Source organism: Agrobacterium sp. DE0009, from assembly GCF_007680755.1.
GTDB lineage: Bacteria > Pseudomonadota > Alphaproteobacteria > Rhizobiales > Rhizobiaceae > Agrobacterium > Agrobacterium tumefaciens_B.
Window position 1 is genome coordinate 777,328 of record NZ_VEIU01000001.1, and the last position, 13,755, is coordinate 791,082.

Sequence of the window (13,755 nt, forward strand, 5' to 3'; positions counted from 1 at the left end):
CTCTTACCCACCAAATTTCCCGCTTCGCGGAAAGCCCTTCGGCACGGTGCGGCCCGCTGTTGCGCGGTCGGCGAGCCATTCGCGCAGTTCTTCGCCAACCTTGGTGAAAATACGCCCGGCCGTGTCGGACCAGCTGAGGCCGTCGGCGAGCGCGAAACATTTCACATCCACAACGCCACCGTCCTTGTAGCGCTGCAGGCGCACGCCCTTGCCGCGCGACATTTCCGGGACCTGCGCCAGCGGGAATGCAAGGAGCTTGCGGTTTTCTCCGACCACAGCGACGTGGTCGCCGCTAACGGGAACCGCGAGCTTGGCTTCGTCAGGCATGGATACGTTCATGATCTGCTTGCCCTTGCGGGTATTCGCGACCATTTCGCTTTCTGCGACGATGAAACCGTTGCCGGCGGTGGAGACCAACAGCAGCTTGCGTGAGGGATCATGCACGAAGGCGGTCAGGATATCCTGATCGTTTTCCATATCGACCATGATGCGGATCGGCTCGCCATGACCACGACCACCCGGCAGCTTGTCTGCGCCGAGCGTATAGGCCTTGCCGCCAGTCGTCAGCAACAAGAGCTTGTCCGTGGTCTGTGCCGGGAAAGCCAGTTTCGGGCCGTCTCCTTCCTTGAAGGTGAGCGATGAGGTGTCGGACATATGTCCCTTCAGCGCCCGGATCCAGCCCTTCTGCGAAATGACGATGGTGACCGGTTCCTTCTCGATCATCGCCTGCTGTATGGCCTCGATATCGGCATCCGGCGCATCCGCAAACTGCGTGCGGCGGCGACCGAGTTCGGTTGCCTTCGCGTATTTCTTTTTGACCTCGCCGATTTCCCAGGCGATGGTCTGCCACTGCTTGTCATCAGAAGCGATCAGCGCTTCGATCTCGGCCTTCTCATTCGTCAGTTCGTCGAATTCCTTGCGGATTTCGAATTCCTCGAGCTTGCGCAGATTGCGCAGCCGCATATTGAGGATGGATTCAGCCTGCAGGTCCGTCAGCGACCATTTCGCCATCATCACCTGTTTCGGCTCATCCTCCTCGCGGATGATGCGGATCACCTCGTCGAGATTGAGATAGGCGATGAGGAGACCGCCCAGAATCTCCAGCCTGCGGTCGATGGCGGCAAGGCGATGGCGGGAACGGCGGACCAGCACGTCCTTGCGATGCGCCAGCCACTCGGTCAGCACCTCGTTCAGCGCCATCACCTTCGGCACCTTGCCGAGCGACAGCACGTTCATGTTGAGCGGCAGGCGGCTTTCGAGGTCGGAGAGACGGAAGAGCGATTCCATCAACAACGTCGCATCGACGGTGCGGCTCTTCGGAACAAGCACGATACGCACATCTTCGGCGGATTCGTCTCTGACATCTTCAAGCAGCGGCAGCTTGCGCGCGATCAGCAATTCGGCGATCTTCTCGATCAACCGCGATTTCTGCACCTGGAACGGAATTTCGGTGATGACGATCTGATAACCGCCGCGGCCCAGATCTTCCGTTTCCCATTTGGCGCGCACGCGGAACCCACCGCGGCCGGTCTTGTAGGCATCGAGAATATTCTCGCGGCTTTCGACGATCACGCCGCCGGTCGGCAGGTCGGGACCGGGAATGAACTCGACCAGCTTTTCAACCGGCGCATCGGGATGCTTGATGAGGTACAGCGCCGCGTCACATAGCTCGTGTGCGTTGTGCGGCGGGATCGACGTCGCCATGCCGACAGCGATGCCGGAAGCGCCATTCGCCAGCAGGTTCGGAAACGCGCCGGGCAGAACAACCGGCTCGGAATTGGATTCGTCGTAGGTGTCGCGGAAATCGACCGCATCCTCACCGATACCCTCGAGCAGAAGCTCGGCCACCGCCGTCATCTTGCTTTCGGTGTAACGCATGGCGGCAGGACTGTCACCGTCGATGTTACCGAAGTTGCCCTGCCCGTCGACCAGCGGATAACGCAGAGAGAAATCCTGCGCCAGACGCGCCAGCGCATCATAGATCGCCTGGTCGCCGTGGGGGTGGTAGTTACCCATCACCTCACCGACGATCTTCGCGCATTTGCGGAAGGCGGAATTGGGCCTCAGGCCCATTTCGCTCATGGCATAGACAATACGGCGGTGGACCGGCTTCAGGCCGTCGCGAACATCCGGCAGCGCACGATGCATGATCGTGGACAAGGCGTAAGCGAGGTAGCGCTCTTCCAGCGCTGCCTTCAAATCGACCGGATGAATATTATCGTCTCCGCCGGACGGAGGTACAAGATTTTTTCCCATGGTGCTTGACTAGCGGAAATGGCGATTCCGGGCAAGAAACACAGGGGTCGCGGCTGTGGATGAAATCACCCCTGCCCTTCGGTTTTTTGTTAACCGCGCTCCAAATGCCGCAATGCCGCCGTCATGGGAATCGATCTAAATACCCTAGACCTTTGAATATCAGCGAATATAAGTATCACCATAAGCATTGAGGCACGGCTTGCAGCCGTACGTTGAGGGAAGAAACATCATGAGATTGAAATCCACCCGGCAGGTTCTTTTTGCGAGCGCCGCGCTTCTCGCCCTATCCGCGCCGGCCTTCGCGCTGGATGGTGGCGACGTGCTGAAGAAGATCAACGCCGCTTACGCTGCCCAGGGCGGTCAGATCGCGGCCGGTACCGTTGCCGTCAACGGCTCGACGGTAACGCTGAACGACGTGACCCTCAGCGCCGTTGCCGACCCGGCCAAGAAAATCCCGGTTGGCAATATCACGCTTGATGGCGTCGAGGAAAACAACGGCGGTTACAAGATCAAGAACGCCCGTTTCGACAACATCGACTACAAGCAGGACAAGGTCGAGATCAAGGCCAGCGACATCTACATGTCCGGCCTCGTCATCCCCGCTGATGCCACCACCGGCACGCTCGATGCGCTGATGTTCTACGACGAAGCCCATAGCGGCCCGATTTCCGTGTCCGTCGACGGCAAGCAGGCCTTCTCGCTCGAGGAAACCAGCGCGACGATGTCGGTCAGCGACGACAAGAATTCGATCGGCTTCGACCTCGACGCCTCCGGCTTCAAGGCCGACCTCAGCGACGTCACCGATCCCGCCACCAAGGATGCCATCGAGAAGCTGAAGCTGCAGGCGCTTTCCGGCGACATGACCATGAGCGGCAGCTGGGAAGTGGCTTCCGGCACTGTTGATGTCGAGGAATATGCCATCGACCTCGATGATGTCGGCCGTCTCAACATGTCATTCGGTTTCTCCGGCTATACGCTCGCCTTCATCAAGTCGATGCAGGAAACGGTGAAGGCGCAGGCTGCCAATCCTAACAAGGAACAGGCAGACCAGGCCGCGAGCCTTGCCATGCTCGGCCTGATGCAGCAGCTCTCTTTCGTCAACGCCGAGATCAGCTTTGAAGATGCCAGCATCACCAAGCGCGCGATTGACTATGCGGCAAGCCAGCAGGGCATGACCAGCGACCAGCTCGCCCAGACGATCAAGGGCATGGCGCCGATCATGATGGCCTCGCTCAACGTTCCCGAATTGCAGAACATGGTGTCGGCGGCGATCAACACCTATATCGACGATCCGAAGAACTTCTCGATCACGGCAGCGCCGGAAAAGCCGGTGCCGTTCCCCATGATCATGGGCGCCGCCATGGGCGCGCCGAACACCCTGCCGAAAATGCTCGGCGTGACGGTGACGGCAAACGAATAAGACAAGGAAGCCCCGGTCATTGCACCGGGGCTTTTCTTTTGCGCTCAGTGCAGCGGCGCGGCGGCGCCATCCTGTTTATCGTGCAGGGCGAAGCGGTCGATCATGTGGGCGCTTGCCTCGTTGACGCCGATCACCTCGACCCGCCTGCCGGCCTTGCGAAATTTCAGCACCACCTTGTCCAGAGCGCCGACCGCGGAAATGTCCCACAGATGCGCCTGCGTGACATCGATTGTCACCGCCTCAACCTCTTCGGAGAAATCGAAAGCGGCAATGAAGCTTTCCGTCGAGGCGAAGAAAATCTGACCATCGACGCGATAGATCCGCTCCCGGCCATCGGCCGAAAGCTCCGCCCGGACATGGAAGAGTTTCGACACCTTGCCCGCGAAAAACACGCCGGAGAGAAGGACGCCGGCCAGCACGCCCTTTGCGAGATCGTGGGTCGCAAGCACCGTGCCGACCGTGACCAGCATGACGATGCTGGAGGATGGCGGGTTGCGGCGCAGATCGAGGATGGAGCGCCACGAGAATGTGCCGATGGAGACCATGATCATCACCGCCACCAGCGCGGCCATGGGAATGATACGCACGAGATCATCCAGCACCAGTATGAGGAACAGCAGGAACGCGCCCGCGACGAAGGTAGACAAGCGGCCACGACCGCCCGAACTGACATTGATGACGGACTGGCCGATCATGGCGCAGCCGCCCATGCCGCCGATGAGGGCGGAGGCGATATTGCTCGTTCCCTGCCCGATGCATTCCCGGCTCTTGTTGCTGCCCGTATCCGTCATGTCGTCGACGATCTGCGCCGTCAGCAGCGATTCCAACAGACCGACGGCGGCGAGCGCCACGGAATAGGGAAAGATGATGTGCAGCGTCTCGAAGGTCAGTGGTACCTGTGGCAGGGCGAATATCGGCAGCGTGGAGGGCAATTCACCGAGATCGCCGACCGTGCGGATATCCATGCCGGAGAAGACGGCGACACAGGTGAGAACGATGATGGCGACCAGCGGCGAAGGCACGATTTTGGTGACCAGCGGGAAGAGATAGATGATCGCAAGACCGGCCGCGATCATGACATAGGTTTCGACCGGGACGCCGATCAGTTCCGGCAATTGCGCCATGAAGATCAGGATCGCCAGCGCATTGACGAAGCCGGTCATGACCGAACGCGATACGAAGCGCATCACCCGGCCGAGTTTTACAAGGCCCGCCAGAATTTGCAGCACGCCCATGAGGATGGTGGCGGCGAAGAGATATTGCAGCCCGTGTTCCTTGACGAGCGTGACCATCAGGACGGCCGTGGCGGCGGTTGCCGCCGAGATCATGCCCGGTCTGCCGCCGGTGAAGGCGGAAACGCAGGCGATCGCAAAGGAGGCGAACAACCCCACCTTCGGATCGACCCCGGCGATGACGGAAAAGCCGATGGCTTCGGGAATGAGGGCGAGTGCCACGACGATGCCGGAAAGGAGATCGCCGCGAATATTGGAAAACCACTCACGTCTGTAAGTCTGAAATTTGTTCATCTGATTTTTTCGCAAAGAATGACGCACCGGCCGGAGCCATGTCCGGTAGATTGAAATGAAATGTCGGTGCTTTGCGTTGTCTGGCGGATCGGCGGCCAGAAGAGCCACCCGGGATTTCACCGGGTCCGTGGTGAGTAATTCACCTATAAACAGCAAAAAAGCGGGCCGCAAGTTGCGTTCCCGCTTTCGATGTCTGCGATCGTATGCCTCATGCCGCTGTGCGCAAGACCGCTAGAGCTTCAGCCGCTCGCGAAAGAAGACGAGCGCTACGGCTACACCGGTCGCGACACCCACGATCACGTCGACAAAACGGACCAAGCCGGCAACCTGCGGCCCCATGAGGAGGACCAGCATGGCCGAGGCCCCCGCCTGGATCGGCACGACTGCCGGCAGACCGAAGGTGGTGGCGAGGATCATGGCGATGAAGGTCGCCGAGGCGAGCCTGATTTCGGCGAAATCGTGCGGGACGAGAAGTGCCACCTCCCCCACGAGGATACCGATGGTGACGCCAACCATCAGCCCTAGTCCCTGACGGACGTGGCTTGGAATGCCGGGAGAGAGACAGATCAGCGCGCTGATCGCGGCGAAGACCGGCTGGCTGTGGCCAAGCCATTCACGTGCAATCCAGAACGCAAAAGCGGCCGCAAGTGCGGCCGCCAATGCACGGGTGAAGGCTGCGCGAACACGGTCGAGCAGCGTCTTCAACACGATCAGTCTTTCTTCGACGGAACGACGCGCAGCGCCAGTTCGCGGAGCTGCGTCGGCGTTGCCGGCGACGGCGCGTTCATCAGAAGGTCCTGCGCCTGCTGGTTCATCGGGAACAGCGTGATTTCGCGCAGGTTCTTCGCACCGACCAGCAGCATGACCACGCGGTCGATACCGAAAGCGCAGCCGCCATGCGGAGGCGCGCCGTACTGGAAGGCACGGTAGAGACCGCCGAAGCGCTCTTCAACGTCGGTCTGCGACAGCCCAACCTTCTCGAAAGCCTTGACCATCAACTCGGGCGACTGGTTACGGATCGAACCGGAGGCGATTTCGAAGCCGTTACAGACGGCGTCATACTGGAAGGCCTTGATGGAGAGCGGATCCTGCCCTTCCAGCGCTTCCAGACCACCCTGCGGCATGGAGAAGGGGTTGTGGGCGAAATCGATCTTCTTTTCTTCTTCGTTGTATTCGAAGAAGGGGAAGTCGACGATCCAGCACATTTCGAAACGGTCGCGGTCGATCAGGTTCAGCTCGTCGGCAGCGCGGGTGCGTGCCTCACCTGCAAACTTGTAGAACTTGGCGGGATCACCGGCGACGAAGAAGCAGGCATCCCCTGCCTCGAGGCCGAGCTGCTGGCGCAGCGCCTCGGTGCGTTCCTCGCCAATGTTCTTGGCGAGCGGGCCTGAACCGCCGACCTTGCCGTCCTCTTCCTTCCAGAAGATGTAACCGAGGCCGGGCTGGCCCTGAGACTGGGCCCAGGCGTTCATGCGGTCACAGAACGCACGCGAACCGCCGGTCTTGGCCGGGATTGCCCAGACCTGAACCTTGGGGTTGGAGGCGATCATATTCGCGAAGACCTTGAAGCCCGAGCCGTCGAAGTGCTCGGTCACGGCCTGCATGACGATCGGATTGCGCAGGTCCGGCTTGTCGGAGCCGTATTTGCGGATCGCCTCGTCGTAGGGGATGCGCGGCCACTCTTTGGTGACAGGCTTACCTTCGGCAAACTTTTCGAAGACGGCCGTCATCATCGGCTCCATCGTGGTCCAGACATCTTCCTGGGTCACGAAGCTCATTTCGACGTCGAGCTGGTAGAATTCGCCCGGCAGGCGGTCGGCGCGCGGGTCTTCATCACGGAAGCACGGCGCGATCTGGAAGTAGCGGTCGAAACCCGCCACCATCAGAAGCTGCTTGTACTGCTGCGGCGCCTGCGGCAGCGCGAAGAACTTGCCCTCATGAATACGCGACGGCACGAGGAAGTCGCGCGCGCCTTCCGGCGAGGAGGCCGTGAGGATTGGCGTCGTATATTCGGCAAAGCCGGCATCGGCCATGCCGGTGCGCATGGCGGAGATGATCTGCGTGCGCTTGACGATGTTCTTGTGCAGCGTTTCGCGGCGCAGGTCGAGGAAGCGGTACTTCAGGCGGACGTCTTCAGGATAGTCAGGCTCGCCGAAGACCGGCAGCGGCAGTTCCTTGGCGACGCCGAGAACCTCGATCTCCTGGGCGTAAAGTTCGATCTCGCCGGTCGCCATGCCCTTGTTGACGGTGTCTTCCGAACGCGCCTTGACGAGGCCGTCGATGCGGATGACCCATTCGCCGCGCACGGTTTCCGCAACCTTGAACGCCGGGCTGTCAGGATCGGCAACCACCTGGGTGATGCCGTAATGGTCGCGAAGGTCGATGAAGAGAACGCCGCCATGATCTCGCACGCGGTGAACCCAACCGGAAAGGCGAACGGTTTCGCCGACGTCGGACTTGCGGAGAGCGGCACAGGTGTGGCTGCGGTAACGATGCATTTTTTTATCCTGGAACGTGTCGTGGGCCCGTTGGAGGCCAGATGGGCGGCACTGTCGAAATTTGCCGGAAAAGCGCATGGCCAGCCCGATTTGTCAAGGCAAAGCGCAACAATGTCGCCTTCAGCCTGTCCTTTCCCCCGCCTTGGCTTTAGATAGTGCTTATTCAGCCCGCCAAACCGAGTCGGCCCGCAATGAGCCAGATCAGACCTCTCATCCCGCTTCTCATCACCGCCGGCATCCTGATCGGCGGCAACGGCCTGCAGGGAACCTATATTGCCCTGCGCGGCATCTCCGAAGGTTTTTCCGCCAGCACCATCGGCGTCATCAGCGCCGCCTACAGCATCGGATTCGCACTCGGCTGCATTTCGGTGACGCGACTACTGCGCAAGATCGGCCATATCAGAACATTCGCGACCATGGCGGCGGTCGCCTCGGCCGCTTCGATTGCCATGCCGCTCATCATCCACCCGCTGTTCTGGATGTTGATGCGTTTCGTCGTCGGCATCGCCGTCGCCTGTCTTTTTGCGGCCATCGAAAGCTGGATCAATGCCCAGGTGACGAATTCCAATCGCGCGCGCACGCTTTCCATCTATCGTTTCGTCGATCTCGGCTCCGTGACGCTGGCGCAATATGTCATAGCCGTGATGGGTGTTGAGGGGCCGGTTGTGTTTTCGCTGATCGCGATAGCACTCGTGCTGTCGCTGGTGCCGATCTCGCTTGCCGACAAGTCCAACCCTGCCCCGCCGAAGCAGATCCCCTTCGACCTTTTTGCCGTGTGGCGCATTTCCCCGCTTGCCGTCGTCGGTTGCGTGGCGGTCGGTCTCAGCATGGCGGCCTTCCGCAATATCGGGCCGATCTACGCCGAGCAGATTGGCTTTTCGGTCACTGCCATCGCCACTTTCATGAGTGCGGGCATTATCGGCGGTGTGGTTCTGCAATATCCGCTCGGCGTTTATTCCGACCGTTACGACCGGCGCATCATCATTCTCGCCACCACGGCGGCCTCTGTCATCGTCGGGCTGTTTCTCGCCTTCTTCGCCGGCACGGACGAATGGAGCAACATCATCGGCGTCTTCATCTTCGGCGCGTTTGCCCTGCCGCTTTATTCGCTGAGTTCGGCGCATGGCAACGACCACGCCAGGGAAGGCGAACACGCGATGATGTCGGCCGGGCTGCTGTTCTTCTGGTCAGTCGGGGCGACGGTCGGACCGCTTCTCGCCTCCGTCCTGATCGATCATTTCGGCCCGAAGGCGCTGTTCGGCTATACCGCGGCGATCCAAATCGTTTTCATCGCCTATACCATATACCGGCTACAGGTGCGTGAAGGCGTTCCCGTAGAGGAGAGGAACTGGCGGTTCAGTTCGCTGTTGCGCACCTCGGCCTATTTCCAGAAGCTCGCAGCACCCGCGCCACCCAAAAAAAATGGATTGGAGCCTGATCCGCCCGAGAAAAACGATCCATGAGCCTTGAAAAGCTGGCTTTGTATTGACATGCGCCCGGCAAAGGGAAAGTAAGACGGATAATTTTCACGAGTGGCCATTTGCAATGATTGAAACGACTGCCGCCCTCGCCGAAGCCTGCACGGAACTGGCGAAATCGGAATTCATTACCATCGACACCGAATTTTTGCGGGAAACCACCTTCTGGCCGGAACTCTGCCTCGTGCAGATGGCGAGCCCGACGCTCGAGGTGCTGGTCGATCCGCTGGCCAAGGGCATCGATCTGACCCCGATGTTCGAACTGATGGCCAATCCAAATGTCGTGAAGGTTTTCCATGCCGCGAGGCAGGATATCGAGATCATCTACCATCTCGGCGGCCTCATTCCGCATCCGATCTTCGATACGCAGGTCGCCGCCATGGTCTGCGGTTTCGGCGATTCGATCTCCTACGACCAGCTGGTGCAGAAGATCAAGAATGTGCAGATCGACAAATCCTCGCGCTTTACCGACTGGAGCCGTCGTCCGCTGACCGAAAAGCAGCTGGATTATGCATTGGCCGACGTCACCCATCTGCGCGACGTCTATCTGGCGCTGAAGGCGCAGCTGGAGCGTGAAGGCCGCTCGCTGTGGCTGACCGAAGAGATGGACATTCTGGAATCGCGCGACACCTATGACATGCACCCTGACGATGCATGGCTGCGGTTGAAATCGCGCCTTCGCAAACCGACGGAACTCGCCATTCTCAAATTTGTCGCCGCCTGGCGCGAGCGGGAGGCGCGCTCCCGCAACGTCCCGCGTTCGCGCGTGCTGAAGGACGATGCGATCTTCGAAATCGCACAGCAGCAGCCGAAGGATGCCGAGGCGCTGTCGCGGCTTCGCACCATCCCCAAGGGCTGGGAACGCTCCGCCTCCGGCACGGCCATCATCGAGACAGTGAATGCGGCGCTGGCACTTCCGAAGGAAGAGATGCCCAAGGCGCCGCGTCACAGCCATGCACCGGAAGGCACCGGCGCTGCCGTGGAGCTGTTGAAGGTTCTCCTGAAGCTGACGGCAGACAAGCACGGCGTCGCTGCAAAGGTCATCGCCAATAGCGACGATCTGGACAAGATCGCCTCCGAAGGCGAAAAGGCGACGGTTGCGGCGCTTTCCGGTTGGCGGCGTGAGCTGTTCGGCGATGTGGCGCTCAAGCTCATCAACGGCGAAGTCGCGCTGCGTTTTGCTGGCAAGAAGGTCGAGGCAGTGGAAGTGGCGGCGAACGGGGCCTAATCGCCCGTCCCTGACCCACCTGCCCTCCATCGCGCTGTTTTCTCCGGCGCATTGCTTCGGTAGCCGTCTTGCCGAACCGCGCCTGTTGCAGACCTTGAGCCGTCGATGAGGCCTCTCATGTGCGGGGTTCGATGCCGTTGCGGCAAGGGGGCAACAGCGCCACCAATCCTGCGTGCAACCTTACCGATTACTCACTTTTTGCGGCGCATTTTCCACACTAATGTCGCATATGGCCTGAACAGAAGCTGTGCCCGAGAGGGCGCAAACCTTCCTTTCCGAGATCGGAATCGCCATGAGAAAATTGCTGCCAATTCTGGATTACGTGGTGCTGTTCGTTGCCGTGGCGGGCAGCGGCGTGGCCTACGCATTTCTGGAGTATGGCGGCGGCGCCTTGATCGGCGCGACCTATGCACTCTTCGCCTGCGCCCCGATTCTCGCTTTTGAGCGCGGCTACATCATGCCCGGCCTGTCGCGGCAGGTCAGCGCGTTACCCACGCCCGCCTATATCGCCGTCGGGCTTCTCATCTACGCCATTCTCGTCTTTTGCGGCTTTGGACTTGGCGGCACCATCCTTTGGCTCAGCGGCATCTTTCCCGGCACCTGGAAACGCGCGGTGCATGCCGAAGTACAGACGCTCGTCTTCACGCTCATCGTCTGCGGCATCATCGTCTTCATCATGCGCGTGCGCGAGCTTCTGGGCCGCGATATCTTCATCGATCTCATTCTCGGTCGCTATCGCCGCCCGGTCAGCGAAGACCGCGTCTTCATCTTCATCGATCTCGTCGGCTCCACCTCCTTTGCAGAGACCCACGGGGACCTGAAAGCGCAGGAATTCCTGGGCGAAATCTTCGCAAGCTATGCCGCACCGGTGAGGAGGCATGGCGGGGTTATCGATGATTACATTGGCGATGCCGCCATCATCACCTGGCCCTATCACATGGCGATAAGGCGCGCGGCCTGTGTGCGCTGCGTGTTCGATATCCAGGCGACAATCGAAGAAAAGCGCGACATGTGGCTGTCCCGCTTCGGGGAAGTGCCGCGCCTGCGTTTTGCGATCCATGGCGGTCCTGTCATCACGGCGGAAATCGGCGTCGACCACCACAAGATCACCTATTTCGGCGACACGGTGAACACGACCTCAAGGCTCGAATCGCTGAGCAAGATGCTCGGCCATCCGGTGCTGATTTCCGCCGATCTCGCCCACCAGCTGGTCCTTCCCAAGGGCGTGCGCAGCGAATATCTCGGCGAACATGCGGTGAAGGGCCGCGGCCAGACGCTCGGCGTCTGCACGCTCAGTCAATATCAGGCTCCCACCGCATAATTTCATCAAAGCTTCAAACGCCAATCACCTGCCTGTCATGCGACACCCCTATCGCCTCAAGCCTGTCTTCAACAGGTATTGAGAGGGGTCTCATCATGAAGCACGTTCTTTTTGCGTCCTGCGCCATCTTGGCATTCGCTTGTGCATCCCATGCCGCCGAACAGGAATTTCCGGCAAAGCTGGTCTCCCACGCCATCCTGCCGGCAGACACCGTCATTCCAGCGCCTGCTGACGCACCCGACCATCTCAAGACCTCTGCCAAGTTCACCACCGCCGACCGCAAGCGTGCGGAAGGCCTCGGCACCGTGCCGGGCAAGGATGGCGTGCGTCTGACCGGCCTTTCCATGCCGTTCAACGGCCAGCCGATGCAGGGTTTCTCTGGCATCAAGGCGATGCCCGACGGCAGCTTCTGGAGCCTTTCCGACAACGGTTTCGGTTCCAAGCTTAACTCCAGCGACGCCATGCTGATGCTACACCATCTGAAGTTCGACTGGGACGCCGGCAAGGTCGACGCGCTCGAGACCGTGTTCCTCTCAGACCCTGACATGAAGGCGCCCTTCCCCATCGTTCTCGAAGGCTCCAGCACGCGTTACCTGACAGGTGCGGATTTCGACGTCGAATCCATTCAGCCGGTTGCCGATGGTTTCTGGGTGGGCGAGGAATTTGGCCCCTACATCCTGAAATTCACCCGCGACGGCAAGCTGACCGACGTGATCTCCACCAAGGCAGGCGACATCGAGGTGAAGTCTCCGGATCATCCGACGCTTGCCCTCCCCGGCAACCCCGCGCAGAAAATGCCGGCCTTCAACCTGAAACGCTCTGGCGGTTATGAAGGCATGGCGCTCTCCAAGGATGGCTCCAAGCTCTACGGCCTTCTCGAAGGCCCGCTTTACATGGCCGACGGCAAGGTGGAGAAGACCGAAGATGGCGCAACCGCCCTGCGCATCATCGAACTCGACACCGCCAGGAAGGAATGGACCGGCCGCACCTGGCTTTATCCGCTGGCGCAGGGTGGCGAAGCCATTGGCGACTTCAACATGCTTGATGACAGCACCGCACTCGTGATCGAACGCAACAATGGCGCCGGCACCGCCGACAAGGCCTGCGCCGACCCGAAGAAGCCGGAAGCAAACTGCTTTGCCGTGCCCTCCAAGGTGAAGCGCATCTACAAGATCGAGTTCAATGACGCCAATGTCGGCAAGGCAGCGCGCAAGATCGGCTACATCGATCTCTTGAAAATCTCCGACCCTGACAACAAGAAGCGTCAGGGCGGCGGCAATGGTTATTACGACATGCCTTTCGTCACCATCGAGAATGTCGACCGCGTCGATGCCACGCATATCCTCGTCGGCAATGACAACAACCTGCCCTTCTCGGCCGGCCGCGCCCTGGACAAGGCTGACGACAACGAATTCGTCCTGCTTGAGGTCAAGGATCTACTTGACGCGATGTAACACAGACAGTCGTGGCGGCGGATCTTTTTCAGCCGCCACGACTTTAGATGCGCCCTTCATTTCTTTGAAAGCCATATCCTCCGTCTTTACCGAAATCGAACCGGCCGAGCGTTCGGACACAGAGAGGCGTGGCGTCCGGTTTGATCAGTTGATCAAGCGAACCGTCCGGGTTTATGCGAAAAGCCGATGCAGAGCTGATTTCGCGTACCTCACCTGCACCTGACAAAATATGCGACATGAATCGATCTTCAAACAGGATGTTGCCATCCGACGTTTCGCACACGTCCACCCGTTCGCCGCCGCCTGGGTCGGAGCCGATTTCGGTTCTAAGCGACTCGCCATTGTGGCGCTCCACCGTCACGAACCGTTTGTATTCTGCCAATAGTGGGTGACTGTTATAGCGTTCGAGTGTTATCTTAATGTCATTCGTTTCAAATGTGGAAATGTCGGCCAGCGGAGAATCACCGCGCTGGCAACGCTCGGACATGCTATTCATGCGCGTTCCCGAAAAAGCCGAGAGAGCAATCACGCCGATGACGATCGGCACGGTCCACCTGATAATTTTCATAAATAT

General features: G+C 59.9%; 10 protein-coding genes and 1 other annotated feature. Of the genes, 5 read left to right on the forward strand and 5 right to left on the reverse strand.

What is annotated here, in order from left to right; genetic code table 11:
• Positions 1–3 precede the first annotated feature (3 nt).
• On the reverse strand, positions 4–2,256 hold the full coding sequence (gene parC / locus FS804_RS03960) for a DNA topoisomerase IV subunit A (protein WP_063951361.1): 2,253 nt from the start codon (positions 2,254–2,256) through the stop codon (positions 4–6).
• Between the two features lie 229 nt (positions 2,257–2,485).
• Between parC and FS804_RS03965 the strand changes: the two genes are divergently transcribed.
• Entirely contained in the window at positions 2,486–3,676 is a 1,191-nt protein-coding gene (locus tag FS804_RS03965; RefSeq protein ID WP_144574892.1) for a hypothetical protein, read from the forward strand.
• 44 nt (positions 3,677–3,720) lie between these two features.
• On the opposite strand, the gene FS804_RS03970 is transcribed toward FS804_RS03965, so the two are convergent.
• The 3 genes from FS804_RS03970 to aspS all read right to left on the reverse strand — a co-directional run bounded on the left by FS804_RS03970 (position 3,721) and on the right by aspS (position 7,700).
• Entirely contained in the window at positions 3,721–5,202 is a 1,482-nt protein-coding gene (locus FS804_RS03970; RefSeq protein WP_144574895.1) for a SulP family inorganic anion transporter, read from the reverse strand.
• A 74-nt stretch (positions 5,203–5,276) separates the two neighbouring features.
• Positions 5,277–5,332: a sequence feature (sul1 is cis-regulatory element that is thought to sense ions involved in sulfur or methionine metabolism; They are found in Alphaproteobacteria), on the reverse strand.
• A 101-nt stretch (positions 5,333–5,433) separates the two neighbouring features.
• A complete protein-coding gene (locus FS804_RS03975) occupies positions 5,434–5,910 on the reverse strand; it encodes an aromatic acid exporter family protein (protein WP_144574898.1) in 477 nt (158 codons plus the stop codon).
• Positions 5,911–5,912: 2 nt separating this feature from the next.
• Entirely contained in the window at positions 5,913–7,700 is a 1,788-nt protein-coding gene (gene aspS / locus FS804_RS03980) for an aspartate--tRNA ligase (protein WP_004441151.1), read from the reverse strand.
• A gap of 191 nt (positions 7,701–7,891) precedes the next feature.
• On the opposite strand from aspS, the gene FS804_RS03985 reads away from it, so the two are divergent.
• The 4 genes from FS804_RS03985 to FS804_RS04000 all read left to right on the forward strand — a co-directional run bounded on the left by FS804_RS03985 (position 7,892) and on the right by FS804_RS04000 (position 13,181).
• Positions 7,892–9,163, forward strand: a complete 1,272-nt coding sequence (locus tag FS804_RS03985) for an MFS transporter (RefSeq protein ID WP_144574901.1) — start codon at positions 7,892–7,894, stop codon at positions 9,161–9,163.
• 82 nt (positions 9,164–9,245) lie between these two features.
• Positions 9,246–10,406, forward strand: a complete 1,161-nt coding sequence (gene rnd, locus FS804_RS03990) for a ribonuclease D (protein ID WP_144574903.1) — start codon at positions 9,246–9,248, stop codon at positions 10,404–10,406.
• A 292-nt stretch (positions 10,407–10,698) separates the two neighbouring features.
• Complete coding sequence (locus FS804_RS03995; RefSeq protein ID WP_063951397.1) at positions 10,699–11,727, forward strand: adenylate/guanylate cyclase domain-containing protein; 1,029 nt, start codon at positions 10,699–10,701, stop codon at positions 11,725–11,727.
• Between the two features lie 95 nt (positions 11,728–11,822).
• A complete protein-coding gene (locus FS804_RS04000) occupies positions 11,823–13,181 on the forward strand; it encodes an esterase-like activity of phytase family protein (RefSeq protein ID WP_144574906.1) in 1,359 nt (452 codons plus the stop codon).
• Between the two features lie 43 nt (positions 13,182–13,224).
• Here the strand turns inward: FS804_RS04000 and FS804_RS04005 are convergent, their stop codons facing one another.
• Entirely contained in the window at positions 13,225–13,749 is a 525-nt protein-coding gene (locus tag FS804_RS04005; RefSeq protein WP_144574908.1) for a hypothetical protein, read from the reverse strand.
• Positions 13,750–13,755: the final 6 nt, after the last annotated feature.